The sequence below is a fragment of the Acidovorax sp. M2(2025) genome (assembly GCF_049330835.1).
In the GTDB taxonomy this organism is placed as follows: Bacteria; Pseudomonadota; Gammaproteobacteria; order Burkholderiales; family Burkholderiaceae_C; genus Acidovorax.
In genome coordinates this window covers 544,494-569,605 of record NZ_CP186262.1, presented here as the reverse complement: position 1 = coordinate 569,605, position 25,112 = coordinate 544,494, and the positions used below count along the sequence as shown (strand labels likewise).

Below are 25,112 nucleotides of genomic sequence, written 5' to 3'. Positions count from 1 at the left end.
AAGCCTCTAATTATAAGTAAAAACCCGCGACGCTCGACAAAGACCCGGAAGGGCGGCCCGAAACCGGTGCACGCGCATGCGCTGTTGTGGTGACAGGCCAACGTCCTCCCGCGTGCCGGACGCCGGCCGCGCACTGCCTTGGCGCAGGCACAAAACCGTACTTCCCGCACCGCCCAGGCCGGGTCGCGGCACGGTGGCGCACAATGAATGCCCCCTGCTTCGCGTGCAGCCCGCGCCGCCCAACACCGCTTTTCTTTGCCATGACTTCTCCTGCTTCGCCCCCCGCCAATGGCCTGGACACCCAGGCTGTCCAGGATCCCCGCAAGGACTCCCTGATCGAGTACCCCAGCCGCTTTCCCATCAAGGTCATGGGCGCGAAGGTGGACGGGTTCGTGCATGCCGTGACGGCGCTGGCCCGCCAGTTCGACCCCACCTTCGATGCCAGCACCATTGAACTGCGCGACAGCCGCGCCGGCAATTACCTGGGAATAACCATCACGGTCACGGCCACCAGCCGGCAGCAGCTGGACGACCTGTACCGCGCGCTCTCGTCCCACCCCATGGTCAAGTTCGTCTTGTAGCCGCGCGCGGCCACGCCACGCCATGACCCTCGACGTCCGCAGACTCGGCCAGGTGGACTACGCGGCCACCGTGCAGGCCATGCAGGAGTTCACCGCCCAGCGCGGCGCAGGCACGCCCGACGCGCTGTGGCTGTGCGAACACGCGCCCTTGTACACGCAAGGCCTTGCCGGCAAGAGCGACCACGTGCTGGCGCCCGGCGGCATCCCCGTGGTGGCCACCAACCGGGGCGGGCAGGTCACCTACCACGGCCCCGGCCAGGTGGTGGCCTATCCGCTGATCGACCTGCAGCGCGCGGGCTACTACGTGAAGGAGTACGTCTACCGCGTGGAGGAGGCCGTCATCCGCACCCTGGCGCATTTCGGCGTCACGGGCCACCGCGTGGGCGGCGCGCCCGGCATCTATGTGCGGCTGGACGACCCGCGCGGCCACGCCCTGCTGCCCCAGCGCCCGCAAAAGCGCACGGATGCCGCAGCACCGCCCGCCCCCGACTTCGAGGGCCTGGGCAAGATCGCCGCGCTGGGCATCAAGGTCAGCCGCCACTGCACGTACCACGGCGTGGCGCTCAACGTGGCGATGGACCTGGAACCCTACTCCCGCATCAACCCTTGCGGCTACGCAGGCTTGCGCACGGTGGACCTTTCTACAATCGGGGTCCATACCACCTGGGACGAAGCCGCGCAGGTGCTGGGCCAGCAGCTCAGCATTCGCCTGGCGCCGTGACCCCTTTCTCCTCCTCGCCGCCACCACGCCATGAGCACCCCTGAAGTCGTCCGCGAAGCGCAATCCACCGAAGCCTACAACCCGCTGGCCAAGCAAAAAGCGGCCGCCAAGCTCTCGCGCATTCCCATCAAGGTGGAGCAGGGCGAAGTGCTCAAGAAGCCCGAATGGATCCGCGTGAAGGCCGGCAGCCCGACCACGCGCTTCTACGAAATCAAGGACGTGCTGCGCGAGCACAAGCTGCACACGGTGTGCGAGGAAGCTTCCTGTCCCAACATCGGTGAGTGCTTCGGCAAGGGCACGGCCACCTTCATGATCATGGGCGACAAGTGCACGCGCCGCTGCCCCTTCTGCGACGTGGGCCATGGCCGCCCCGACCCGCTGGACAAGGACGAGCCGCTGAACCTGGCCAAGACCATTGCCGCGCTCAAGCTCAAGTACGTGGTGATCACCAGCGTGGACCGCGACGACCTGCGCGATGGCGGCAGCGGCCACTTCGTGGAGTGCATCCAGCGCATCCGCGAGCTCTCGCCCAGCACGCAGATCGAGATCCTCACGCCCGACTTCCGCGGCCGCGACGACCGCGCGCTCGAGATCCTGAAGGCCGCGCCGCCCGACGTGATGAACCACAACCTGGAAACCGCGCCGCGCCTGTACAAGGAGGCGCGCCCCGGCTCCGACTACCAGTTCAGCCTGAACCTGCTGAAAAAGTTCAAGGAACTGCACCCCAACGTGCCCACCAAGAGCGGCATCATGGTGGGCCTGGGCGAGACGGACGAAGAGATCCTGCAGGTGATGCGCGACATGCGCGCGCACAGCATCGACATGCTGACCATCGGCCAGTACCTGGCGCCCAGCAACAGCCACCTGCCGGTGCGCCGCTACGTGCACCCCGACACGTTCAAGATGTTCGAGGAAGAAGCCTACAAGATGGGCTTCAGCCACGCGGCCGTGGGCGCGATGGTGCGCTCCAGCTACCACGCCGACCAGCAGGCGCACGCCGCGGGCGTCTGAGCCGCACCGCACCCGCGGCACGCCCTCCACACGCCCCAGCCCCCCCCGATGGACGCGCAGGCCGGATCGCTCTCGCTGCGGCAGTATGGCGCCTCGCCGGGCAGCCACAGCCATGCGCACTTCCAGATCCTGCTGGGCCTCACCGGCGCGCTGGAGCTGGAGGTCGAAGGCCGCGGCCTGCGTGTGGGCCCCGGCGGCGGCTGCGTGATTGCGCCGGGTGACCGGCACGACTTCGCGTCGGCGCGCGGCAGCCTGTGCCTGGTGCTGGACAGCAGCCACCCCGACTGGGCGCGCTGTGCACCGCAGCGCACGCACCCCGCCGCACCGCCCGCACCCGCCTTGCAGCTGGCGCGCTACCTGGCCGCCGCCGTGCGGCAGGGCCAGCCGCTGGCACAGGCCCATGGTCCTGTGCTGCTGCGCGAAGCCTGGCTGGCCGCCGGCCACCCCGACGCGCCCCCCACGGCCGCCGCCAGCGCCGCACGCCGCCGGCCCATCGACTGGGCGGCGCTCGAACACTGGGCCGCCCAGCAGTGGCACAAACCCCTCACCGTCGCTGACCTGGCGCAGCGCGTGCACCTGAGCGAGAGCCAGTTCGCCGCGCGCTGCCGCGACGACCGGGGCGTGAGCGCCATGGCCTGGCTGCGCGGCCTGCGGCTGGAACAGGCACGGCTGCTGCGGGGCAGCGGCCTGGCCGTGGCCGATGTGGCCCGGCGCACGGGCTACCGCTCGCCGTCGGCGCTGACGGCGGCGCTGCGGCGCGCGGGCCGCTGATTCCGCGTTCACGGTACCGCGTTTTCGCGACGACGGACCGTCGCCCCGCGATGGCCCGCCCGCGTATCCTCGGCGGGATGAAAGCCAACCTCTACGCCCTGGGCGCCATCGCGCTGTGGGCCTCGCTGGCCTCGCTAGGCGTGTCGCTCACGCACGTGCCGCCGTTCCTGCTCACGGGCATTGCGCTGGTCATCGGCAGCGTGCCGGCCTGGCCGCTGGTGGTGCGCGACCCGGCCCAGTGGCGCGTGCCGCTGCCCACGCTGGCGCTGGGCGTGTACGGGCTGTTTGCCTACCACTTCCTGCTGTTCATTGCGCTGCGGCATGCGCCGGCGGTGGAGGCCAACCTGGTCAACTACCTGTGGCCGCTGCTGATCGTGGTGCTGTCGCCGGTGCTGCTGCCGGGCGTGCGGCTGCGGCCGGCGCATGTGCTGGCGGCGCTGCTGGGCTTTGGGGGCGCGGCCCTGGCCATCGCGGGCGGGCGCGAGCTGAGCGGCGAGCTGGCCTGGGGCTATGTGCCGGCGCTGGCAGCGGCGTTCATCTGGGCCAGCTATTCGCTGCTGACCAAGCGCGTGGCGGCGTTCCCGACCACGGCCATCGGGCTGTTCGGGCTGGTGTCGGGCGTGCTGTCGCTGCTGTGCCATGCGGCGCTGGAGCCCGCCACCGCGCTGCAGTGGCGCGACTGGGGCCTGCTGGCACTGTTGGGGCTGGGGCCGCTGGGCGCGTCTTTTTTCATGTGGGACAAGGCGCTGAAGCTTGGTGATGCGCGGCAGATCGGCATCCTGAGCTACATCACCCCGCTGGCCTCCACCACCCTGCTGGTGCTGGTCAGCGGCCGCCCGTTCAGCGGCAGCATCGTGCTGGCCACGGCCCTCATCCTGGGTGCCGCGGTGCTGGGCGTGCGCGCACGCTGAACACCTCTTTCACGGCACATGTCCGACCCACGCCCCGCCCCGCTCGCACTGGCCGCGCCCGGCGCGTTCGTGCTGATCTGGTCCACCGGCTTTCTGGTGGGCCGGGGCGTGGCCGCGCACGCCGACCCGTTCTGGTTCCTGGCCGCGCGCTTTGCCTGCGTGGCGCTGGCGTTCTGCGCCGCGGCGGCCTGGGCGCGCGCCGCCTGGCCGCAGGGCGTGCGGCGCAATGCCCTGCACCTGCTGGCCGGCGCGCTGATGAGCGGCATCTACCTGGGCCCGAGCTGGTGGGCGATGGCGCGCGGCATGCCGGCCGGGGTGATGGCGCTGATCGGCTCGCTGCAGCCCTTGTTCACCGCGCTGGTGGCCGTGCTGTGGCTGCGCCAGCATCTGCCGGCACGCACCTGGGCGGGACTGGCGCTGGGCTTTGGCGGGGTGGCGCTGGTGCTGGCGCCCCGGCTGGCCGCGGCCGATGCGGCCGCCCTGCAATGGCCGGTGGTGCTGGCGGCGGTGGGCAGCATATTCTCGCTCACGCTGGGGTCGATGGTGCAAAAGTCGCGCTGGCTGGCGCACGACGATCTGCGCAGTGCCAGCGCGGTGCAGAATCTGGGCGCCGTGGCGGTGCTGCTGGCCATGGCCTGGGCCGTGGGCACGCCGCGCTGGGACGGATCGCCCGCGCTGTGGGGCTACCTGGCGTTTGCCGTGGGCGTGCTGTCGCTGGGCGGGGCCACGCTGCTGATCTGGCTGATGCGCCGCGGCGAGGCCACGCGCACGGCGGCGCTGCTGCTGGCGGTGCCGCCGCTGGCCGCGCTGGAGGCCTGGGTGATCTTTGGCGAGACGCTGGCGCCGGTGCAACTGCTCGGCTTTGTGCTGGCCATGGCGGGGGTGGCGCTGGCGCGGCGTTGAAGCGAAATTTATAGAAAAGTGCCCCCAGCGCTTTACCAGCAAGCGCAAGCAGCTGCAAAATTAATAGCAAACCAACCCCACTGCCTCAGTGGGCTGTGCCCCGGGCCAGGGTGGCCTCGCCCTCCAGCACCTGCTGCGCCCAGGGGGCCAGCTTGCGCGTGTCGGCGCGCAGCACCTCCTGCTTGATGGCCAGGATCTGTGCCGGGTGCATGGAGAAGCTGCGCAGCCCCAGGCCCAGCAGCAGGCGCGTCATGGCCACATCGCCGGCGGTTTCACCGCACACGGACACGCTCTTGCCCTGGCGATGGCCTTCGGCAATGACATCGGCCACCAGGCGCAGCACGGCGGGGTGCTGCGGGTCGTACAGGTGGGCCACGGCCTCGTCGGCGCGGTCGATGGCCAAGGTGTACTGGATGAGGTCGTTGGTGCCGATGGACAGGAAGTCGAAGTACTTGAGGAAGGTGCGCACCATCAGCGCCGCCGCGGGCACCTCGATCATCGCGCCCAGCTGCACGGGGCCGTAGGGCTCGCCCCGGGCGTCCAGCTCGCCGCGGGCCAGGTCCACCTGGGCCAGCGTCTGCTGGATCTCGTGCGTGTGCGCCAGCATGGGGAACAGCAGGTTGACCTTGCCGTGCGCCGCCGCGCGCAGCACCGCACGCAGCTGGGTGCGGAACATGGCCGGGTCGGCCAGGCTCCAGCGGATGGCGCGCAGGCCCAGCGCGGGGTTCAGGTAGTTGTCCTTGTGGCTCTTGTGGTCCAGCGGCTTGTCGGCGCCCACGTCGATGGTGCGGATGGTGACGGGCAGGCCCTGCATGCCCTCCAGCGCCTCGCGGTAGGCGCGGTATTGCTCGTCTTCGCCGGGCAGGTTGCCGCTCTTGCCCATGAACAGGAATTCGCTGCGGAACAGCCCCACGCCCACAGCCCCCGCGCGCACGGCGGCCGCCGCGTCGCCGGGCTGCTCGATGTTGGCCAGCAGCTCGATCTTGTGGCCGTCCAGCGTGATGGCCGGCGTGTGGCGCAGCCGGGCGAGGCGCTCGCGCTCCAGCTCGACCTGGCGCTGGCGAAAGCCGTACTCGGCCAGGATGATGGGCGAAGGATCGACGATCACCACACCTGCGTCGCCGTCGATGATGACCCAGTCGTCCTGCCGCACCAGCTGGCTGGCAGCGCGCGCGCCCACCACGGCCGGGATGTCCATGCTGCGCGCAACGATGGCCGTGTGGCTGGTCTTGCCGCCCACGTCGGTCACGAAGCCCGCAAACACGCTCTGCTTGAACTGCAGCATGTCCGCCGGCGACAGGTCGTGCGCCACCAGCACCAGGGGCACGTCCACCGTCTCGTCCAGCAGCAGGTCTTGCTGCAGGCCCAGCTGCTGGTGGCGGCGCGGGCTGCTGGCCGGCGGCGCCACCGGGCTGGCCACGCCCTTCATGTAGCGCAGGATGCGTTCGACCACCTGTTCGAGGTCGGCCTTGCGCTCGCGCAGGTAGTCGTCCTCCATCTCGTCGAACTGCCGCGCGATCACTTCCAGCTGCGTGGTCAGGGCCCACTCCGCGTTGTAGAGGCGGTCGGTGATCCAGTGCTTCACGCCGCCAGTCAGGGCCTCGTCCTGCAGCAGCATCAGGTGCACGTCCAGCAGCGCGCCCAGCTCGTGCGGCGCGTCCGCGGGCATGTCGGCCTGCAGGCGCTGCAGCTCCTCCACCACCGTATTGCGGCCCTTGCGCACCCGCTCGATCTCGGCCTCGACCTGGTCGGGCTGGATGAAGTAGTGCGCCACGTCCATGCGGCTGGACGCCACCAGCACCGCCCGCCCGATGGCAATGCCGCGCGCAACCGCAAGACCGTGGACGGAAAAAGTCATGGCTTCGCCACCTGAACAGGACGCAACACGCAGCGCGCGACCGTGGGGGCCATCGCAGCCCGCCGCCCGGCCGCCCGAAGGCGGGCTGGGCCCCCCTGGGGGGCAGGGAGCGACACGCAGTGCGCGACCGTGGGGGCCATCGCAACCCGCCGCCCGACCGCCCGAAGGCGGGCTGGGCCCCCTTGGGGGGCAGGGAGCGACACGCAGTGCGCGACCGTGGGGGCCATCACCTCATTCACCCTCGCCAAACTTGTCGGCGATCAGCGCCAGCAGCGCGTCCATCGCCTCCTGCTCGCGGTCGCCGTTCGTTTCCAGCTCCACTTCGGTGCCCATGCCGGCGGCCAGCATCATCACGCCCATGATGCTCTTGGCGTTGATGCGGCGGTCGCCGCGGCTCATGTAAACATCGCAGGGGAAACTGCCGGCCAGCTTGGTGAGCTTGGCCGATGCGCGGGCGTGCAGGCCCAGCTTATTGCTGATGGTGGTACGCGTCTTGATCATGTCGTTTGCGGGTGTTCTGGTTCTGCGGTGCGGAGATGGCCACCTGCATGACGCCCTGGGTGCCTCCCACCACGGCGCGCGTGACGACGGCATCGAGCGCTTCGTGCCGGTAGCTCACCGCCCGCAGCAGCATGGGCAGGTTGGCTCCGGTCACCAGGCGCGAGCGGACGTTCTCGATCACGCGCTGCGCGACGTTGCAGGGAGTGGCGCCAAACACGTCGGTCAGCACCAGGGTGGAATCCTCGCCCAGCTGCTGCAGCAGGATGCGGGCCTGCGCCAGGGACTCTTCGGGCGGCTGGTTGGGTTGCACGTCCAGCGCCGCCACGCTGTCCCCGCAGTCGGGGAACACATGCAGCGCGCACGCGCGCAGCGCATGGGCCAGCGGCGCGTGGGCGATGATGAGAATGTGAGTGGTGGTGCTGGTGCTCATGGGGTGGCGGTTTGCGGGACATTATGGCTCCGCCCCCGCAGCACGAACCACGCATAGGCGCTGGCGTTGCACGCCAGGTACACCGCCATGGCCGCCTGGAAGGACTGCGTGGCCGAGAAGCCGGCGGCCGCAAAGGCGTCCACGGCCAGCCCGATGCCCCACTGCACGACAAACACCCCGGCGAAGATGACCAGGTTGTAGGCCGACAGCGCGCGCCCCGCGAGCGCCTGGGGAAAGGCCATCGCCACTGCGGGCTGCGAGAGCGAGACAAAGGTGCACGACACGCAAAACAGCGCCCAGGCACCGCCGCCCGCGCCGGGCCCGGCCACGATGATGCCCAGCAGCAGCACCAGGCATGCGGGCAGGCCGGCCGCCATGAGCCGGTCGGCCCCCAGGCCGCGGCGCTGCAGCCAGGGATTGACCAGTCCCCAGGTCCAGAACGCACAGAGCATGGACACATTGATCCAGAACAGCCCGGTGGCCGCCTGCAGCGGCGTGTAGCCTGCCACGCGCTGCATCCACGGCCCGGCCCACAGGGTCTGCATGGCCACCATGCCGCCGTACACAAAGAAGCCGAGTGGCGCCAGCCGCTGGAAGTAGGGGTGGCGCCACACCACGGAATACCCCTGGGGCACCTCGCCGGCCGGCCGGGAGCGCCCCGTGGGGGTAGCGCCTTGCGCAGTTGCGGCCCAGCCGGGAACCCACACCGCGATCACCCCCATGGACACCGCGATCAAGGCCGCCAGCCCCCAGAACAGCGGCCGCCAGCCCACCAGCGGCAGGGCCCACTGCACGGGCAAGGTGGACGCCACCATGCCCAGCGAGCCGGTCATCAGCATCCACGAGTTGGCCCGCATCTGGACGGTGGGCTCGAACCAGCGCCGGTAGCCGGTGAGCGGGGCCATCAGGCAGGCGCTCACGCCCGCCCCGCAGAGCACCCGCCCCGCGAGCAGGCCCGAGAAGCCGGTGGCCACCGAGAACACCAGGCTGCCTGCCACCGCCACGCCCAGAAAGCCCAGCGCCACCTTGCGCGGCCCATGCTGGTCCAGCCACGCGCCCAGCGGCAGCTGCGTGGCCGCAAAGCCCAGGAAATACCCGCCCGCCAGCAGCCCCAGGTCGCTGGCCTGCAGCGAAAACTCCTGTGCCAGCGTGGGCGCCAGCGTGGCCGTGACGGCACGCACCAGCGCCGACAGAAAGTACGCAAAGGCGAACGCCAGAAAGACCACCACGGCCGCGCGGCGCGGCAGCACGGCGTGCACGGCCGCGCTCATCGCGCCAGCTCCAGGCCCGCGAAGAACGGGTCCGCAAGCTCCGGCCGGGGCGTGCGGGTGTAGACCACTGCGTGGTACAGGCGCAGCTGCGCGCCGGCGGTGCGGGCAAACCACACGCCCTGCAGGAACACCGGCTTGCCGTCCGGGTGCGGCCCCTGGGCCACCGTGCGCACGGCCTCGGGCAGCACCAGCGTACCGGGCGGTGCATAGGGCGTGTCGGTGGCGGCCGCGGCCGCGCTGGCGCCCAGGTGGTCGAGCACGGCCGCGCGCCAGTGCCGCAGCGCCTGCCCCGCCCGCGCCGGGTCGGCCAGCGCGGCGTGCGAGACGGCGAACGTGGCGCCGTCGGCCTCGCAGCCGGCCATCGCCAGCTCGGCGGGCATCCCCGCCAGTTCGACCGTGCGCGTTGCATGGTCGGGCTTGCAGGGCAGGGTCACGGAGAGGTCCGCCCCGGGCAGGGGCACGGTTCGCCAGTTCAGCGCAGGGCTGCACCCCGCCAGCCACAGCAGCAGGGCCAGCGCCCCGGTGAAGGTCCAGTTCATCGGGCCATTATCGGCACAGCGGCGCTCCCGCCGTCGCGGGGGGCCGGGCCGTGCAGGCGGGCGTGGCCGCCCTCATCCGCCCTGCGGGCCTACTTTTGCGGCGAACTTTTGCGCCGCTGCCGAGTCCACCCTGCTGCAGCCTGGGCTGGCTTGCCCCAGGTCAAGACGCAACGCCCCCGCTCCGGCACAATGTCCGGCGGGGTGCAAGCTCCGGTTTCAGGACCTTTCTCGGATCAGTAGTCATGGCAATCAAACATTGGGCAGCGGGTGTGGCAGTGGCGGCTTTTGCGGCCGTGGGCGCCTACGTGTACCTGGGCACGGGCCGCTCCACAGCGCCTGAATCCACCTTCGTGCTGCTGGACGGCTCCAGCAAGACCACCGCCGACCTGCGGGGCAAGGTGACCCTGGTGAACTTCTGGGCTACCAGCTGCACCACCTGCGTGGCGGAGATGCCGGAGATCATCGCCACGTACAAGAAGTACCAGGGCAAGGGCTTTGACACCCTGGCCGTGGCCATGAGCTACGACCCGCCCAGCTACGTCGTCAACTTCGCCCAGACGCGCCAGCTGCCGTTCCAGGTGGCCATCGACAACACCGGCAACGTCGCCAAGGCCTGGGGCGACGTGCGCCTCACGCCCTCGACCTTCATCGTGAACAAGCGTGGCGAGATCGTGAAGAGCTACGTGGGCGCGCCCGACTTCCCCGAGCTGCACCAGCTCATCGAAAAGCTGCTGGCCGAGACCTGAGCCACCGCAACGCCACCCAAAAACAAAAGGCCGATTTCGTAAGAAGTCGGCCTTTTGCGTAGATGGGGCAAGCGCTGGCAGCTATGAAATTTGCAGATCCGCCAGGGCCACCGCGGCGGCCCTGATCGGCGGCGCAGCGCTGACGCTGCCCCAGCCCAGCCCAGCCCAGCCCGGGCTGGGCTGGGCGCCCCTTATTTGGCGCGGAAGTCGTCGTGGCAGGCCTTGCAGGAGCTTGCCGCGGCGCCGAAGGCGGTCTTCAGGTTGTCCAGGCTGCCGGTCTTGGCGGCGGCCGCCAGCTTCACCGACTCGGCCTCCAGCTTGTCCGCGTGGGCCTTGAACTTGGCCTGCTCCGTCCAGATGGCCGGCTGGGCCTTCGTGGGCGCGCCCTTGTCGGTGCCGGCGCCGAAGCCCGCCCAGGGCAGCTTGGCCATGGCGGCCACGATGTCTGCGTTCTCCTGCGCGGCCTTGGCGTCGAACGGGACGCGGCCGTTGGCCATGGCGCCGATGCGGCCGAAGTGCTGGCCCATCACGAACAGGGTGCTCTGGCGGTACTTGATGGCGTCTTCGGGCTTGGCAAACTGGGCCGAAGCCGGAGCTGCGGCGGCAAGGGTCAGGGCCGCGAGGGCGAATGTGGCAAGTGCTTTCATGGCGTGGTTCCTTCCTTCTTTCTCTTAGAACGTGTTGACGATCTTGGGCGAACGGTCACCGGACAGGACGGTGCCGGGCCGGCCGGGTGTCCGCCACGGGCGCGGCGGCCACGGCCGCGCTGCGGCCGGCTGCGCGCAAGTATGCCCGTTTGTCTTTGGGCCCGCCGGACCGCTGTGCCGCGCTCCCACCCGCCCCACACCCGCCGGCAGCGCCCCGGTGCTGGCGGGCGGGCACCGCGTGCCGCACAATGGCGCCCACCCTTTCACCCACCGTTTAGTCCACCCGCCCGGCACCGGCAAGGTGCCGGGCGGTGTGGGATTCCCCCCGTTCATTCCACGCCCCGTTTGCCATGACCTCCGCTCCCACACCCTCGCAACCGCAGCAGCTCGTCCGCGTCTGGGACCTGCCCACCCGCCTGTTCCACTGGACGCTCGCCGCCAGCGTGGTGGGCCTGGTGGTCACGGCCAAGGTGGGCGGCAATGCCATGGTCTGGCACTTCCGCCTGGGCTACGTGGTGCTGGCGCTGCTGGTGTTCCGGCTGGTGTGGGGGCTGGTGGGCGGGCGCTGGTCGCGCTTTGGCGCCTTCCTGTACTCGCCCGCCCGGCTGCTGCGCTACCTGCGCGGCACGGGAACGCCCGAGGACGCCGTCGGCCACAGCCCCCTGGGCGCGCTGTCGGTCTTCGGCCTCCTGGCCGTGCTGCTGGCGCAAGTGGGCACCGGCCTGCTCAGCGACGACGAAATCGCCTTTGCCGGCCCCCTCACCCGCTTTGTCTCCAATGCCGTGGTCAGCACCGCCACCACGTACCACAAGGACCTGGGCCAGTTCCTGGTCCTGGGCCTGGTGGCCCTGCACGTGCTGGCCATCATGTTCTACGCTGTGGCCCGCAAGCAGCGCCTGGTTCCCGCGATGTGGCATGGCCACAAGCCCGCCGCGCCCGGCACGCCCGCGGCTCGCGACGACATCGCCACACGGCTCGCTGCCCTGGGGGTGGGGCTGCTGTGCGGCGCGCTGGCCTGGTGGGTGTCCACGCTGGGCGCGCCAGCGTTCTGACGCGGGCAGGCGCTCAGGGCAGGCCACGGCCTTCGGCGCCGCACCGCACCGCACCGCATTTCACAGTCGCTACACTCCGGCTTCCGCGACGCCCCTCTGGAATCTTTCTTTTGGACAAGCCCTCTGTCACCCTGCGCTCGCCCTCGTCGTCCGACGAGATGCATGCGGTGCGCGACATCTTCCGCGAATATGCCGAGACGCTCGGCATCGACCTGTGCTTTCAGAACTTTGAAGCCGAGCTGGCCGGCCTGCCGGGCGAATACGCCCCGCCGCGCGGCGCCCTGCTGCTGGCCGAGGTGGAGGGCGCCGTGGCCGGCTGCTGTGCGCTGCGGCCCCTGGACAGCGCCGACTACCCCAACGCCAGCGAGATGAAGCGCCTGTACGTGCGCAAGGCGTTCCGCGGCTTCGGGCTGGGCCGCGAGCTGGCCGAAGCCATGCTCGACCGCGCCCGCCAGGCCGGCTATGCCTGCGTGCTGCTGGACACACTGGACGACATGGAGTCCGCCCGCGCCCTGTACACGGACCTCGGGTTCGAGGAAATCCCGCCCTACTACCACAACCCCATTGCGGGGGCGCACTACCTCAAGGTGGATATTTCTTGAGGCTTTTTGGGCTGCGGCGCCCGCCGGGCCAGCGCAAGCAGCTCCTTTTTTTATAGCAAATCAGAGACGCAGCCGGCGGCACCGGCTGCGGGAAGGTCTCAGCGCTCTCAGAACGTGCTTATGCCTTCTGCGCCTGTTGCAGCAGCGTGTCCGCGTCGCTCACTTCGAACTTGCCGGGGGCCTCGACGTTGAGGGTGACCACCTTGCCGTCCTTGACGAGCATCGAATAGCGGTTGCTGCGCAGGCCCATGCCCTTGCCGGTGAGGTCCAGGGTCAGGCCCGTGGCCTTGGCGAACGCCGCATCGCCGTCGGCCAGCATGCGCACCTTGCCATCGGTCTTCTGGTCGCGCGCCCAGGCGCCCATCACGAAAGCGTCGTTCACGCTCAGGCACCAGATCTCGTCAACGCCCGCGGCCTGGAAAGCCTCGGCCTGGTCGCGAAAGCCCGGCACGTGCTTGGCCGAGCAGGTGGGCGTGAAAGCGCCCGGCAGGGCAAACAGGGCAATCGTCTTGCCGGCAGCGGCCTTCTCCACAGGCACCGGGTTGGGGCCGATGCTGCAGCCCCCGCCCTCCACTTCCGAATATTCCATCAGGGTGGTGGCGGGCAGGGTATCTCCAACTTTGATCATGGCGGTGGCTCCTCAGGTCATGGTGAAAAAGAACAGGCCGGAAACCGCAGCGCAGGCACTCTGCCTGCACGGGGGGGTTTCCGGCCTACGTTGTCTTGGGGGGCGTTCCGCCCGCTTCCCGGTGCGGCGGTCCCGGGTTCTGCACGCAGCCCAGGGGCCGCTCCGCACGGCCTGCGGTCCAGGAACCGGCGCCGCGGCGGCGGAAACACCGCCCCAAAAACAAAAACGACCCACATTGTGGGTCGTTTTGAATGGGCCTTGCAGCCCAGGGGCTTGGCGGCCCGGCAGGCCGGCGCGGGTGCCGCACCGGATCGCCGAACCGGGCCGGTGCATCAGACCAGGCTGGCCTTTTGCACCAGGCGGGTCGCCACCCAGTTCTTGGTCTTGGACAGCGGACGGCTTTCCGTGATCTCGACCACGTCGCCCAGCTTGTACTCGCCGTTCTCATCGTGGGCGTGGTACTTGCTCGACTTGGCAACGATCTTGCCGTAGAGCTCGTGCTTCACACGGCGCTCGACCAGCACGGTCACAGTCTTGGCACGCTTGTCGCTGACCACCTTGCCAATCAAGGTGCGCTTGAGGGATTTTTTAGGTTCCGTCATGTGGGCTCCTTACTTGGCGGCTTGCTTTTCAGCAAGAATGGTCTTGGCACGGGCGATATCGCGGCGGGTGGTGCGCAGCGTGTTGGTGTTAGCCAGTTGCTGCGTAGCCTTCTGCATGCGCAGGCCGAAGTGGGCCTTTTGCAGAGCCTTGATTTCGGCTTGAATGCCGGCGACGTCTTTTTGGCGCAGTTCAGTAGTCTTCATTGCTTGTTCTCCTGAATTACGAGCCAAGGTGACGGCTGACGAACGTGGTGCGCAGCGGCAGCTTGGCGGCAGCCAGGCGGAACGCTTCACGGGCCAGTTCTTCGGGCACGCCGACGATTTCGAACACGATCTTGCCGGGCTGGATTTCGGCCACGTAGTACTCGGGGTTGCCCTTACCGTTACCCATACGCACTTCTGCGGGCTTGGTAGAGATTGGCTTGTCCGGGAACACGCGGATCCAGATACGGCCACCACGCTTGACGTGGCGCGAGATCGCACGGCGGGCAGCTTCGATCTGACGGGCAGTCAGGCGGCCACGGTCCGTGCACTTCAGGCCGAAGTCACCGAACGCAACGGAGGCACCCCGCGTTGCGACGCCGGTGTTACGGCCCTTTTGCTCCTTGCGGTATTTGCGGCGAGCAGGTTGCAGCATAGTTATTCTCCTTTACCGTCCGCTGCTGTAGCGGGCGCGGCGACCTTGCGTACGCGCTTAACGGCGGTGTTATCGGCGCCACCGGCTTCGGCGGGCTTGTCGCTGCCATCGGCCGGAGCGGCATTGCCACCCATCGGACGGCGGGCGCCACGGCCTGCACCGGCACGGTCGCCACCCGGGCGGCCGTCACGGCGAGGACCGCGAGGACGGCGCTCTTCGTCCGGGCGGGGGGTTTCCACGGCGGGCAGGTCATTGCGGCCCAGCGTGTCGCCCTTGTAGACCCACACCTTCACGCCGATCACACCGTAGGTGGTCTTGGCTTCGGAGGTGCCGTAGTCGATGTCGGCGCGCAGGGTGTGCAGGGGCACACGGCCTTCGCGGTACCACTCGGTACGTGCGATTTCGATGCCGTTCAGGCGGCCGGACGACATGATCTTGATGCCCTGGGCACCCAGACGCATGGCGTTCTGCATGGCGCGCTTCATGGCACGGCGGAACATGATCCGCTTTTCGAGCTGCTGCGTGATGCTGTCGGCGATCAGCTTGGCATCGATTTCGGGCTTGCGCACTTCTTCGATGTTCACTGCGACGGGCACGCCCAGGCGCGACGCGAGTTCCTTCTTCAGGTTCTCGATGTCCTCGCCCTTCTTGCCGATCACGACACCAGGACGTGCCGAGAAGATCGTGATGCGGGCGTTCTTGGCAGGACGCTCGATCAGGATGCGCGACACGGCGGCGTTCTTGAGCTTGGCCTTCAGGTACTCGCGCACCTTGATGTCTTCGGCCAGCATGCCGGCGAAGTCACGGTTGCTCGCGTACCAGCGGCTGGACCAGTTGCGGCTCACGGCCAGGCGGAAGCCGGTAGGATGGATTTTCTGTCCCATATTCTTCCCTATTGGCCTCAGTTGCCCACCGTCACGTACACATGGCACGTGGGCTTGCTGATGCGGTTGCCGCGGCCTTTGGCGCGCGCGGTGAAGCGCTTGAGCGTGGTGCCTTGCTCAACGTAGATGGTCTTGACGCGGAGTTCGTCAATGTCGGCACCGTCGTTGTGCTCGGCGTTGGCAATGGCCGACTCCAGCACCTTCTTGACGATACCGGCAGCTTTTTTCTGCGTGAACGTCAGGATGTTCAGGGCTTGGTCCACTTTCTTGCCGCGGATCAGATCGGCGACCAGACGGCCCTTGTCGACCGACAGACGAACGCCCCGGAGGACTGCACGTGTTTCAGACATGGTCGTTCCTTACTTCTTCGCTTTTTTGTCAGCGGGGTGACCCTTGAAGGTGCGCGTCAGGGCGAATTCGCCCAGCTTGTGGCCCACCATCTGGTCGGTAACGTAGACCGGCACGTGCTGCTTGCCGTTGTGCACGGCGATGGTCAGACCGATGAACTCGGGCAGAACCATGGAACGGCGCGACCAGGTCTTGACTGGCTTCTTGTCCTTGGTGGCGATGGCCTTCTCGACCTTGGCCAGCAAGTGATGGTCAACAAACGGACCCTTTTTGAGAGAACGAGTCATTTGCTACCCCTTACTTCTTGCGACGCGACACGATCATCGTCTGTGTGCGCTTGTTGTTACGGGTACGGTAGCCCTTCGTCAGGTTGCCCCATGGGTCAACAGCATGACGACCTTCACCGGTACGACCTTCACCACCACCGTGCGGGTGGTCGATCGGGTTCATGGCAACGCCGCGAACGGTCGGGCGGATACCCATCCAGCGCTTCACACCGGCCTTGCCCAGTTGGCGCAGGCTGTGTTCTTCGTTGGCGACTTCACCAATGGTGGCGCGGCACTCGATGTGGATCTTGCGCACTTCGCCGGAGCGCATACGCACCTGGGCGTACGTGCCTTCGCGGGCCAGCAGCGTGGCCGACGTGCCAGCGGAACGGGCGATCTGGGCACCGGCACCGGGCTTGAGCTCGATGCAGTGGATCGTCGAACCCACGGGAATGTTGCGGATCGGCAGCGTGTTGCCAGCGCGGATCGGGGCTTCCGAACCGGACAGCAGCGTTGCGCCGACTTCCAGGCCACGGGGAGCGATGATGTAGCGGCGCTCGCCGTCGGCATAGCACACCAGGGCGATGTGGGCCGTACGGTTCGGGTCGTACTCGATGCGCTCGACTTTCGCGGGGATGCCGTCCTTGTTGCGACGGAAATCCACCACGCGGTAGTGGTGCTTGTGGCCACCGCCCTTGTGGCGGGTGGTGATGTGACCGTTGTTGTTGCGGCCAGACTTCTGGTGCTGGGGTTCCAGCAGCGCAGCGTAGGCTTCGCCCTTGTACAGGTGGTCACGGGTAACCTTCACCACGGCACGTTGGCCGGGCGAGGTCGGTTTCATCTTGATAACGGCCATGATTAAGCAGCCTCCCCGGACAGGTTCAGCTCTTGACCTTCCTTCAGCGTCACATAGGCCTTGCGCACGTTGTCGCGGCGGCCCATGGTCTTGCCAAAGCGCTTGGTCTTGCCTTTGGTGTTCACCACAGAAACGCCCTTGACCTCAACCTTGAACATCAATTCCACGGCGGCCTTGATTTCGGGCTTGGTTGCGTTCTGCAGCACCTTGAACGTCACAGCATTGGACTTTTCGGCAACCATGGTGGCCTTTTCGGACACGATGGGAGCGACCAGCACTTGCATCAGACGGCCTTCGTCAAACTTGAGCGTGCTCATGCGAACATCTCCTTGAGTTTGTCGATCGCGCCCTTGGTGACGAGCACTTTCTTGTAACGCACCAGCGACACGGGATCGGCGTAACGCGGCTCGACGACGAGCACGTTCACCAGATTGCGCGAGGCCAGGTACAGGTTTTCGTCCACTTCATCGGCAATCACCATCACCGATTGCAGGTTCATCGCCTTGAACTTGTCGGCGAGCACCTTGGTCTTGGGCGAGTCGACCTTCAGGGAATCCACCACGGCCAGACGGCCTTCGCGGGCCAGCTGCGACAGGATCGCAGACATGCCGGCGCGGTACATCTTCTTGTTGATCTTCTGGCTGAAGTTTTCGTCAGGCAGGTTCGGGAAGATGCGGCCGCCCCCACGCCACAGCGGGGAGGACGTCATACCGGCACGTGCGTTACCCGTACCCTTTTGCTTGAAAGGCTTCTTGGTCGAGTGACGGACTTGCTCGCGGTCCTTCTGGGCGCGAGTGCCTTGGCGGGCGTTGGCCTGGTAGGCCACCACGATCTGGTGCACCAGATCTTCGTTGTATTCACGACCGAACACGGTCTCAGGAACATCCAGCTTGGACGCGCCCTGGCCCTGGTCATTCAGGAGTTCGAGCTGCATTAGTTCGCTCCCTTGGAAGCTTTGGCCTTGACGGCGGGACGCACGGTCACGAACCCACCCTTGGAGCCCGGAATCGCGCCCTTGATCAAGAGCAGTTGACGCGCTTCGTCGACGCGGATCACGTCGAGGTTTTGCGTGGTCTTGGTAACGTCGCCCAGGTGGCCCGTCATGCGCTTGCCGGGGAACACGCGACCGGGGTCTTGTGCCATACCAATCGAGCCGGGGACATTGTGCGAACGGCTGTTACCGTGCGATGCGCGCTGCGAGGACATGTTGTGGCGCTTGATCGTGCCGGCGTAGCCTTTACCGATCGAGGTACCTTGCACGTCGACCTTCTGGCCCACGGCGAACACGTCTGCCACGGGCACGGCGCTACCAGCGGCGTACTTGCCGGCGGTTTCAGCAGTGACGCGGAATTCCTGGATGATTTCACCGGCTTCCACACCTGCCTTGGCAAGGTGGCCGGCCTCGGGCTTGGTCACGCGCGATGCCTTGCGCGAACCGAACGTGACCTGCAGGGCCACGTAGCCATCGTTCTCTTGGGTTTTGACCTGGGTAACGCGGTTGTTGGACACATCCACCACCGTGACGGGCACTGCGTCCCCGTCATCGGTGAACAGACGCATCATGCCCACCTTGCGACCCAGCAACCCGAGGGAGTTGCTCAGACTCATTGGTTTTCTCCAAAACTCCCACCGCTGCGACTTCAATTGGCCTCAGCGTTTGCGCGCCAGCGCGTGAGAGAAGGTTGATATAAAACTCCACCCTCCGGTGTGCCTGCAGGCAGGCGCAAAGAAGGCGAAGCCCTAAAGTATAACGCGGACTGCTTTTTCAAGCAAGTCCGCGTTATGAACCCTGAAGGCGACCCTGGCGAGCCGGTCTTCAGGGGGTTGCCACAGAATTACTGCAGCTTGATTTCCACGTCGACGCCGGCGGGCAGGTCGAGCTTCATCAGGGCGTCCACCGTCTTGTCGGTAGGGTCCACGATGTCCATCAGGCGCTGGTGCGTGCGGATTTCGAACTGGTCGCGGCTGGTCTTGTTGACGTGCGGCGAACGCAGGATGTCGAAACGCTTCATGCGCGTGGGCAGGGGCACGGGGCCCTTGACGATGGCGCCGGTGCGCTTGGCGGTGTCGACGATCTCGGCAGCGGACTGGTCGATCAGCTTGTAGTCAAACGCCTTCAGGCGGATGCGGATTTTTTGCTTGGACATGGCGAGTTCCTTTTCTGCTTAAGAATTAAGCAATGATCTTGGCCACGACGCCAGCGCCCACGGTACGGCCGCCTTCGCGGATAGCGAAGCGCAGGCCTTCTTCCATGGCGATGGGGTTGATCAGCTTCACCGTGATGGACACGTTGTCGCCAGGCATCACCATTTCCTTGTCGGCCGGCAGCTCGATGGCACCCGTCACGTCGGTCGTGCGGAAGTAGAACTGGGGACGGTAGTTGTTGAAGAAGGGCGTGTGGCGGCCGCCTTCGTCCTTGCTCAGCACGTACACCTCAGCCGTGAAGTGGGTGTGGGGCTTGATGGAGCCGGGCTTGCACAGCACTTGGCCGCGCTCGACTTCTTCGCGCTTGGTGCCGCGCAGCAGCAGGCCCACGTTGTCGCCAGCCTGGCCTTGGTCCAGCAGCTTGCGGAACATTTCCACGCCGGTGCAGGTGGTCTTTTGCGTGTCGCGGATACCGACGATTTCAATTTCTTCGCCGACCTTGATGATGCCGCGTTCCACACGGCCCGTCACCACGGTGCCGCGGCCGGAGATGGAGAACACGTCTTCCACGGGCATCAGGAAGGCGCCGTCCACAGCGCGCTCGGGCGTGGGGATGTAGGTGTCCAGGGCTTCAGCCAGCTTCATGATGGCTTCTTCGCCCAGCTTGCCCTTGTCGCCTTCCAGGGCGAGCTTGGCGGAGCCGCGGATGATGGGGGTGGCGTCGCCAGGGAAGTCGTACTTGTCCAGCAGTTCGCGCACTTCCATTTCGACGAGTTCCAGCAGTTCTTCGTCGTCCACCATGTCGCACTTGTTCAGGAACACGATGATGTAGGGCACGCCCACTTGGCGGGCCAGCAGGATGTGCTCGCGGGTCTGGGGCATGGGGCCGTCAGCGGCGGAGCAGACCAGGATAGCGCCGTCCATCTGGGCAGCGCCGGTGATCATGTTCTTCACATAGTCGGCGTGGCCGGGGCAGTCCACGTGGGCGTAGTGGCGGTTTTGCGTTTCGTACTCGACGTGGGCGGTGTTGATGGTGATACCGCGGGCCTTTTCTTCAGGGGCCGCATCGATTTCGTCGTACTTCTTGGCTTCGCCGCCGAACTTGGCGGACAGCACCGTGGCGATCGCTGCCGTCAGCGTCGTCTTGCCATGGTCCACGTGGCCGATCGTGCCCACGTTCACGTGGGGCTTGGTACGTTCGAACTTACCTTTTGCCATTTCAATTCTCCAAAGAGCAATGCCTGTGTAGTGGTTTTACGTCTGCATCTGGTTGCTGATTCACTCCGCACAGGGAACAGAGTGGCACCGGATCGCAGACAAAACAAAGCCCGGGCCGCGAGGACCCGGGCAGAGCGTCAGCTTACTTGGCGCGGGCCGCCACGATGGCTTCGGCCACGTTCCGGGGAGCTTCGGCGTAGTGCTTGAACTCCATCGTGTACGTGGCACGGCCTTGCGACATGGAGCGCAGCGTGGTCGAGTAGCCAAACATTTCCGACAGCGGAACTTCAGCCTTGATGACCTTGCCGCCGCCGACCATGTCGTCCATGCCCTGCACCATGCCGCGACGGCTCGACAGGTCGCCCATCACGTTGCCGGCGTAGTCTTCGGGCGTTTCCACTTCCACGGCCATCATGGGCTCCAGGATCACGGGGTTCGCCTTGCGGGCGGCTTCCTTGAAACCGAAGATGGCGGCCATCTTGAACGCCTGTTCGGAAGAGTCCACATCGTGGTACGAACCGAAGGTCAGCGCGACCTTCACATCCACCACAGGGTAGCCGGCCAGCACGCCGCTGTTCAGCGCTTCTTCCACACCCTTTTGCACGGCAGGGATGTACTCGCGGGGCACCACCCCACCCTTGATTTCGTCCAGGAACTCGAAGCCCTTGCCGGCTTCGTTGGGCTCCAGGCGGAACACCACGTGACCGTACTGACCCTTACCACCGGACTGGCGCACGAACTTGCCGTCCACATCGGACACCGACTTGCGCACGGTTTCGCGGTACGCCACCTGGGGCTTGCCCACGTTGGCTTCCACGCCGAACTCGCGCTTCATGCGGTCCACGATGATTTCCAGGTGCAGCTCGCCCATGCCGGCGATGATGGTCTGGCCCGATTCTTCGTCGGTGTTCACGCGGAACGACGGATCTTCCGAAGCCAGGCGCTGCAGGGCGATGCCCATCTTTTCCTGGTCGGCCTTGGTCTTGGGCTCCACGGCCTGACGGATCACGGGCTCAGGGAACACCATGCGCTCCAGCGTCACGATGGCATCGGGATCGCACAGGGTTTCACCCGTGGTCACTTCCTTCAGACCCACGCAGGCGGCGATGTCGCCGGCGCGGATTTCGTCCACTTCCTGGCGCTCGTTGGCGTGCATCTGCACGATACGGCCGATACGCTCCTTCTTGCCCTTCACCGGGTTGTACACGGTGTCGCCCTTGGAGAGCACGCCGGAGTACACACGCACGAAGGTCAGCTGGCCCACGAACGGGTCGGTCATCAGCTTGAACGCGAGGGCGGAGAACTTCTCGTTGTCGTCGGCCTTGCGGCTGGTTTCCTTCTCGTCTTCGTCCGTGCCGGCCACGGGAGGAATGTCCACGGGCGAAGGCAGGTAGTCGATCACCGCGTCCAGCATGCGCTGTACACCCTTGTTCTTGAACGCCGTACCGCACAGCATGGGCTGGATTTCGGTGGCGATGGTGCGCGTACGCAGGCCGAGCTTGATCTCTTCCTCGGAGAGGTCGCCCTCTTCCAGGTACTTGTTCATCAGCTCTTCAGAGGCTTCAGCCGCAGCTTCCACCATCTTTTCGCGCCATTCCTTGGCCGATTCCACCAGGTCTGCAGGGATGTCCTGGTAGTCGAACTTCATGCCTTGCGAGGCTTCGTCCCAGATGATGGCCTTCATCTTGAGCAGGTCGACCACGCCCTTGAAGTTGTCTTCGGCACCGATAGGGATCACCACGGGCACGGGATTGGCCTTCAGGCGCAGCTTCATCTGGTCCACGACCTTGAAGAAGTTGGCACCGGTACGGTCCATCTTGTTCACGAAGGCCAGGCGGGGCACCTTGTACTTGTTGGCTTGGCGCCAGACGGTTTCCGATTGGGGCTGCACGCCACCCACGGCGCAGTACACCATGCAGGCGCCGTCCAGCACGCGCATGGAACGCTCCACTTCAATGGTGAAGTCCACGTGGCCGGGGGTGTCGATGATGTTGAAGCGGTGCTCGGGGTAGGACATGTCCATGCCCTTCCAGAAGCAGGTCGTGGCAGCCGACGTGATCGTGATGCCGCGCTCTTGCTCTTGCTCCATCCAGTCCATGGTGGCGGCGCCATCGTGCACTTCACCGATCTTGTGGTTCACACCGGTGTAGAACAGGATACGCTCGGTCGTCGTGGTCTTGCCGGCGTCAATGTGGGCCGAGATACCGATGTTGCGGTAGCGCTCGATGGGGGTCTTGCGAGCCATGGTGAGTCCTTGATGGGTCGTGTGATTCGGGGGACGGGGCGGCCATTGTGGGGCTGCCGTCCGTCAATTTTGTGACCGCCTCAATCGCCACAAGGCTGCAGGCACATGGGGCCGGCAGCCTTGCGCTTGGCGACGAAAACGATCGTCGATTTGCCGTGCTTAGAAGCGGAAGTGGCTGAACGCCTTGTTGGCTTCGGCCATGCGGTGCACTTCGTCACGCTTCTTCATGGCGCCGCCACGGCCTTCGGTGGCTTCCAGCAGCTCGTTGGCCAGGCGTTGGGCCATGGACTTCTCGCCGCGCTTGCGGGCGGCTTCCTTGATCCAGCGCATCGACAGGGCCAGGCGGCGCACGGGGCGCACTTCCACGGGCACCTGGTAGTTGGCACCGCCGACGCGGCGGGACTTCACTTCCACCATGGGCTTCACGTTGTTGATGGCAACGGTGAAGGCTTCCAGGGGGTCCTTGTCGGGGTGCTTCTTCTCGATCAGTTCCAGAGCGCCGTAAATGATGCGCTCGGCAACTGCCTTCTTGCCGCCTTCCATGATCACGTTCATGAATTTGGACAGCTCTACATTGCCGAACTTGGGATCCGGCAGGATTTCACGTTTGGGGACTTCGCGACGACGTGGCATTTTTTACCTCTATCTTTGCTTCAGTTGGCACCGTTTCCGGCACCGCGAGAGCCAATCCAGGACTCCCACTTACTCGACCCGCGCAGAACACCTGCGTTTGGGGTCACTACGCTGAACACCGCGCCACGCGGGGAACAGCACCGAAAAATTCTCAGACCGGCAGAAGATCCAGGGCTTACTTGGCCTTGGGCTTCTTCGCGCCGTACTTGGAGCGGGCCTGCTTGCGATCCTTCACGCCTTGCAGGTCCAGCGAACCGCGCACGATGTGGTAACGCACACCGGGCAAGTCCTTCACACGACCGCCGCGAACCAGCACCACGCTGTGTTCCTGCAGGTTGTGGCCTTCACCGCCGATGTAGGAGATCACCTCAAAACCGTTGGTCAGGCGCACCTTGGCAACCTTGCGCAGAGCGGAGTTAGGCTTCTTGGGCGTCGTGGTGTACACACGGGTGCACACGCCACGGCGCTGGGGAGAGTTTTCCATCGCGGGGCTCTTCGACTTGGTCTTTTCGACCTCGCGCCCCTGACGGACCAGTTGATTGATGGTTGGCATGAATACGTCCCTAAACGTGAATATGCTTCGTGAAAGCGAAAACGTGAAACCCTTCGGAAATTCCGAAAAGCCTTCTAATGTAGCAGCAAGGAGGTAAAGAGGCAAGCCGTGCGGCTTCGCCCCCTGGGAACCCTTGGTGCAAAGCAGAGCGCGCCCTGCGAAAGCGCGCGGTCAGTGCCCGGAGGACCGCCGCGCAAGGGCCGCGGCTCCCAGCCTGCCTGCGCAGGCGGTGGCGAGGTGCAGCCGCTTCTGGGGGATGCCCCTCACTTAATCCACAGCCGGATCGCGTCCCAGGCGCGGCCCAGGATGCCGGCCTGCGGCACTTCTTCAAGCGCCACCAGGGGCACTTCGGCCAGCGCTTGGTCGCCCAGCACCACTTTCAGCGAACCCACGGACTGGCCCTTGGTGAAGGGCGCAACCAGGGGATCCGGGCGCACGATCTGCGTGCTGATCTTGCCCGCGCTGCCGGAAGGAACCGCCACCACGATGGCATCGTCGCGGCCAATCTTGAGCACGCTTTCCGTGCCCTTCCAGACGGCGGGGGTGGCCACGGGCTTGCCGGCGTCGAAAAGCTTGACGGCCTCGAACGCGGTGTAGCCCCAGTTCAGCAGCTTCTGGCTTTCGTTGGCGCGGGCATTTTCGCTGGCGGCGCCCAGCACGATGGACAGCAGGCGGCGCGGACCCACGCCCGGGAACTCGCGCTTGGCCGTGGCCACCAGGCAATAGCCGGCGGCGGCGGTGTGGCCGGTCTTGAGGCCGTCCACGGTGGGGTCGCGGAACAGCAGGGTGTTGCGGTTGCTGCCGTTGGAGGCGGGCGTGCCGGGGTAGCTGTACTGCTTGGTGGCGTAGTAGTGCATGTACTCCGGGAAGTCCTTCATCAGCCGCGTGGCCAGCACGCTCAGGTCACGCGCCGTGGTGGTGTGGCCGGCTTCGGTCAGGCCTTCGGGATTCTTGTAGCTCGTGCCGTTCATGCCCAGGGCCTTGGCCTGGTCGTTCATGAGCTTGACGAAGTTCTCGGCCGTGCCGCCCACGCCCTCGGCCAGCGCCATGGTGGCGTCGTTGCCGGACTGGATGATCATGCCCTTGATGAGGTCTTCCACCGGCACCTGCATCTTGGGGTCGATGAACATGCGCGAGCCGGGCATCTTCCAGGCGCGCACGCTCACCGGCAGCTTCTGCTCCAGCGAGATCTTCTTGGCGCGCAGCGCGTCGAACACCAGATAGCCCGTCATGAGCTTGGTCAGCGAGGCCGGCTCCACCGGCGCGTCAATGTCCTTGGCGGCCAGCACCTGGCCAGCGGTCACATCCACCAGCATGTAGGTGCGCGCGGCGATTTCGGGGGGCTGGGGCGCCTGGGCATGGGCGCCAAAGGCCGCGGGGGCCACGGCAGCAAAGACGGCCAGGGTTCGCAGCACGGACAGGATTCGTTTCATGGGCAGGTGAAGGCAGCGGGGAGCCGTAGAGAAAGAAAAAAAGGAGGAGGGCGACGAGGGCAAAAAGGAACCCGCAAAGGCTGCAGGCGGGCCGGCGCAGCGCCGGGACTCGCCCGCTGG

The 25,112-nt window shown here is 66.5% G+C and carries 32 protein-coding genes; 9 read left to right on the top strand and 23 right to left on the bottom strand.

Going from position 1 to position 25,112, the window contains the following annotated elements:
* The first annotated feature begins 260 nt into the window (after positions 1–260).
* From ACOYR3_RS02605 to ACOYR3_RS02580, 6 genes are all read left to right on the top strand, one after another.
* Positions 261–581, top strand: a complete 321-nt coding sequence (locus ACOYR3_RS02605) for a YbeD family protein (RefSeq protein WP_422844959.1) — start codon at positions 261–263, stop codon at positions 579–581.
* Positions 582–603: 22 nt separating this feature from the next.
* Positions 604–1,302, top strand: a complete 699-nt coding sequence (gene lipB, locus ACOYR3_RS02600) for a lipoyl(octanoyl) transferase LipB (RefSeq protein ID WP_422844958.1) — start codon at positions 604–606, stop codon at positions 1,300–1,302.
* 30 nt (positions 1,303–1,332) lie between these two features.
* Positions 1,333–2,313 (top strand): lipoyl synthase, encoded by a 981-nt coding sequence (lipA, locus tag ACOYR3_RS02595; RefSeq protein ID WP_422844957.1) that lies wholly within the window; start codon positions 1,333–1,335, stop codon positions 2,311–2,313.
* 48 nt (positions 2,314–2,361) lie between these two features.
* Positions 2,362–3,084 (top strand): AraC family transcriptional regulator, encoded by a 723-nt coding sequence (locus ACOYR3_RS02590; RefSeq protein WP_422844956.1) that lies wholly within the window; start codon positions 2,362–2,364, stop codon positions 3,082–3,084.
* Positions 3,085–3,161: 77 nt separating this feature from the next.
* Positions 3,162–3,995: a DMT family transporter gene (locus ACOYR3_RS02585; protein WP_422844955.1), complete on the top strand. Its 834-nt coding sequence runs from the start codon at positions 3,162–3,164 to the stop codon at positions 3,993–3,995.
* An 18-nt stretch (positions 3,996–4,013) separates the two neighbouring features.
* Positions 4,014–4,898: a DMT family transporter gene (locus ACOYR3_RS02580; RefSeq protein WP_422844954.1), complete on the top strand. Its 885-nt coding sequence runs from the start codon at positions 4,014–4,016 to the stop codon at positions 4,896–4,898.
* An 85-nt stretch (positions 4,899–4,983) separates the two neighbouring features.
* Here ACOYR3_RS02580 and ptsP read toward each other — a convergent pair whose 3' ends face one another.
* The 5 genes from ptsP to ACOYR3_RS02555 form a co-directional block, all read right to left on the bottom strand.
* Complete coding sequence (ptsP, locus tag ACOYR3_RS02575) at positions 4,984–6,756, bottom strand: phosphoenolpyruvate--protein phosphotransferase (RefSeq protein WP_422844953.1); 1,773 nt, start codon at positions 6,754–6,756, stop codon at positions 4,984–4,986.
* A 231-nt stretch (positions 6,757–6,987) separates the two neighbouring features.
* Positions 6,988–7,257 carry an HPr family phosphocarrier protein gene (locus ACOYR3_RS02570; protein WP_422844952.1) on the bottom strand — a complete coding sequence of 90 codons (270 nt, stop codon included), beginning with the start codon at positions 7,255–7,257 and terminating at the stop codon, positions 6,988–6,990.
* Positions 7,226–7,687 (bottom strand): PTS sugar transporter subunit IIA, encoded by a 462-nt coding sequence (locus ACOYR3_RS02565; RefSeq protein WP_422844951.1) that lies wholly within the window; start codon positions 7,685–7,687, stop codon positions 7,226–7,228. Before ACOYR3_RS02565 ends, ACOYR3_RS02570 begins: the two co-directional genes overlap by 32 nt.
* Complete coding sequence (locus tag ACOYR3_RS02560; protein ID WP_422844950.1) at positions 7,684–8,958, bottom strand: MFS transporter; 1,275 nt, start codon at positions 8,956–8,958, stop codon at positions 7,684–7,686. Before ACOYR3_RS02560 ends, ACOYR3_RS02565 begins: the two co-directional genes overlap by 4 nt.
* Positions 8,955–9,497 (bottom strand): hypothetical protein, encoded by a 543-nt coding sequence (locus tag ACOYR3_RS02555; protein WP_422844949.1) that lies wholly within the window; start codon positions 9,495–9,497, stop codon positions 8,955–8,957. The genes ACOYR3_RS02560 and ACOYR3_RS02555 overlap by 4 nt, the downstream gene beginning before the upstream one ends.
* Positions 9,498–9,739: 242 nt before the next feature.
* Here ACOYR3_RS02555 and ACOYR3_RS02550 point away from each other — a divergent pair, with 242 nt between their 5' ends.
* Positions 9,740–10,243 carry a TlpA disulfide reductase family protein gene (locus ACOYR3_RS02550; RefSeq protein WP_422844948.1) on the top strand — a complete coding sequence of 168 codons (504 nt, stop codon included), beginning with the start codon at positions 9,740–9,742 and terminating at the stop codon, positions 10,241–10,243.
* Between the two features lie 191 nt (positions 10,244–10,434).
* On the opposite strand, the gene ACOYR3_RS02545 is transcribed toward ACOYR3_RS02550, so the two are convergent.
* On the bottom strand, positions 10,435–10,890 hold the full coding sequence (locus tag ACOYR3_RS02545) for a c-type cytochrome (protein ID WP_422844947.1): 456 nt from the start codon (positions 10,888–10,890) through the stop codon (positions 10,435–10,437).
* Between the two features lie 350 nt (positions 10,891–11,240).
* Here ACOYR3_RS02545 and ACOYR3_RS02540 point away from each other — a divergent pair, with 350 nt between their 5' ends.
* Together ACOYR3_RS02540 and ACOYR3_RS02535 are read left to right on the top strand one after the other, a co-directional pair.
* Complete coding sequence (locus ACOYR3_RS02540) at positions 11,241–11,942, top strand: cytochrome b/b6 domain-containing protein (protein ID WP_422844946.1); 702 nt, start codon at positions 11,241–11,243, stop codon at positions 11,940–11,942.
* 110 nt (positions 11,943–12,052) lie between these two features.
* Positions 12,053–12,544 carry a GNAT family N-acetyltransferase gene (locus ACOYR3_RS02535; protein WP_422844945.1) on the top strand — a complete coding sequence of 164 codons (492 nt, stop codon included), beginning with the start codon at positions 12,053–12,055 and terminating at the stop codon, positions 12,542–12,544.
* A gap of 118 nt (positions 12,545–12,662) precedes the next feature.
* On the opposite strand, the gene ACOYR3_RS02530 is transcribed toward ACOYR3_RS02535, so the two are convergent.
* The 17 genes from ACOYR3_RS02530 to ACOYR3_RS02450 form a co-directional block, all read right to left on the bottom strand.
* Positions 12,663–13,172: a peroxiredoxin gene (locus ACOYR3_RS02530; RefSeq protein ID WP_422844944.1), complete on the bottom strand. Its 510-nt coding sequence runs from the start codon at positions 13,170–13,172 to the stop codon at positions 12,663–12,665.
* A 332-nt stretch (positions 13,173–13,504) separates the two neighbouring features.
* Entirely contained in the window at positions 13,505–13,774 is a 270-nt protein-coding gene (rpsQ, locus tag ACOYR3_RS02525) for a 30S ribosomal protein S17 (protein ID WP_422844943.1), read from the bottom strand.
* A gap of 9 nt (positions 13,775–13,783) precedes the next feature.
* Positions 13,784–13,978, bottom strand: coding sequence for a 50S ribosomal protein L29 (gene rpmC / locus ACOYR3_RS02520; RefSeq protein WP_422844942.1), 195 nt, complete (start codon positions 13,976–13,978; stop codon positions 13,784–13,786).
* Between the two features lie 16 nt (positions 13,979–13,994).
* Positions 13,995–14,411 (bottom strand): 50S ribosomal protein L16, encoded by a 417-nt coding sequence (rplP, locus tag ACOYR3_RS02515; protein WP_069104473.1) that lies wholly within the window; start codon positions 14,409–14,411, stop codon positions 13,995–13,997.
* Positions 14,412–14,413: 2 nt separating this feature from the next.
* On the bottom strand, positions 14,414–15,295 hold the full coding sequence (rpsC, locus tag ACOYR3_RS02510) for a 30S ribosomal protein S3 (RefSeq protein ID WP_291484047.1): 882 nt from the start codon (positions 15,293–15,295) through the stop codon (positions 14,414–14,416).
* 17 nt (positions 15,296–15,312) lie between these two features.
* Complete coding sequence (gene rplV / locus ACOYR3_RS02505) at positions 15,313–15,645, bottom strand: 50S ribosomal protein L22 (RefSeq protein WP_119967500.1); 333 nt, start codon at positions 15,643–15,645, stop codon at positions 15,313–15,315.
* A gap of 9 nt (positions 15,646–15,654) precedes the next feature.
* Positions 15,655–15,930, bottom strand: coding sequence for a 30S ribosomal protein S19 (gene rpsS, locus ACOYR3_RS02500; protein WP_003059413.1), 276 nt, complete (start codon positions 15,928–15,930; stop codon positions 15,655–15,657).
* A gap of 10 nt (positions 15,931–15,940) precedes the next feature.
* The gene (gene rplB, locus ACOYR3_RS02495) at positions 15,941–16,765 is read right to left on the bottom strand and encodes a 50S ribosomal protein L2 (protein ID WP_422844941.1); all 825 of its coding nucleotides are present in this window, start codon (positions 16,763–16,765) and stop codon (positions 15,941–15,943) included.
* Between the two features lie 2 nt (positions 16,766–16,767).
* The gene (gene rplW, locus ACOYR3_RS02490; RefSeq protein ID WP_042429544.1) at positions 16,768–17,082 is read right to left on the bottom strand and encodes a 50S ribosomal protein L23; all 315 of its coding nucleotides are present in this window, start codon (positions 17,080–17,082) and stop codon (positions 16,768–16,770) included.
* On the bottom strand, positions 17,079–17,699 hold the full coding sequence (rplD, locus tag ACOYR3_RS02485) for a 50S ribosomal protein L4 (RefSeq protein ID WP_291484049.1): 621 nt from the start codon (positions 17,697–17,699) through the stop codon (positions 17,079–17,081). The genes rplW and rplD overlap by 4 nt, the downstream gene beginning before the upstream one ends.
* A complete protein-coding gene (gene rplC, locus ACOYR3_RS02480; protein WP_422844940.1) occupies positions 17,699–18,373 on the bottom strand; it encodes a 50S ribosomal protein L3 in 675 nt (224 codons plus the stop codon). The genes rplD and rplC overlap by 1 nt, the downstream gene beginning before the upstream one ends.
* A gap of 227 nt (positions 18,374–18,600) precedes the next feature.
* Positions 18,601–18,912 (bottom strand): 30S ribosomal protein S10, encoded by a 312-nt coding sequence (gene rpsJ, locus ACOYR3_RS02475; protein WP_003059431.1) that lies wholly within the window; start codon positions 18,910–18,912, stop codon positions 18,601–18,603.
* A gap of 25 nt (positions 18,913–18,937) precedes the next feature.
* On the bottom strand, positions 18,938–20,128 hold the full coding sequence (gene tuf, locus ACOYR3_RS02470; protein WP_422844939.1) for an elongation factor Tu: 1,191 nt from the start codon (positions 20,126–20,128) through the stop codon (positions 18,938–18,940).
* A gap of 142 nt (positions 20,129–20,270) precedes the next feature.
* Positions 20,271–22,373: an elongation factor G gene (fusA, locus tag ACOYR3_RS02465; RefSeq protein WP_422844938.1), complete on the bottom strand. Its 2,103-nt coding sequence runs from the start codon at positions 22,371–22,373 to the stop codon at positions 20,271–20,273.
* A 159-nt stretch (positions 22,374–22,532) separates the two neighbouring features.
* The gene (gene rpsG, locus ACOYR3_RS02460) at positions 22,533–23,006 is read right to left on the bottom strand and encodes a 30S ribosomal protein S7 (RefSeq protein WP_005798541.1); all 474 of its coding nucleotides are present in this window, start codon (positions 23,004–23,006) and stop codon (positions 22,533–22,535) included.
* Between the two features lie 175 nt (positions 23,007–23,181).
* Entirely contained in the window at positions 23,182–23,559 is a 378-nt protein-coding gene (rpsL, locus tag ACOYR3_RS02455; RefSeq protein ID WP_015012185.1) for a 30S ribosomal protein S12, read from the bottom strand.
* Positions 23,560–23,822: 263 nt separating this feature from the next.
* Positions 23,823–24,992, bottom strand: a complete 1,170-nt coding sequence (locus ACOYR3_RS02450; RefSeq protein WP_291485291.1) for a D-alanyl-D-alanine carboxypeptidase family protein — start codon at positions 24,990–24,992, stop codon at positions 23,823–23,825.
* Positions 24,993–25,112 lie beyond the last annotated feature (120 nt).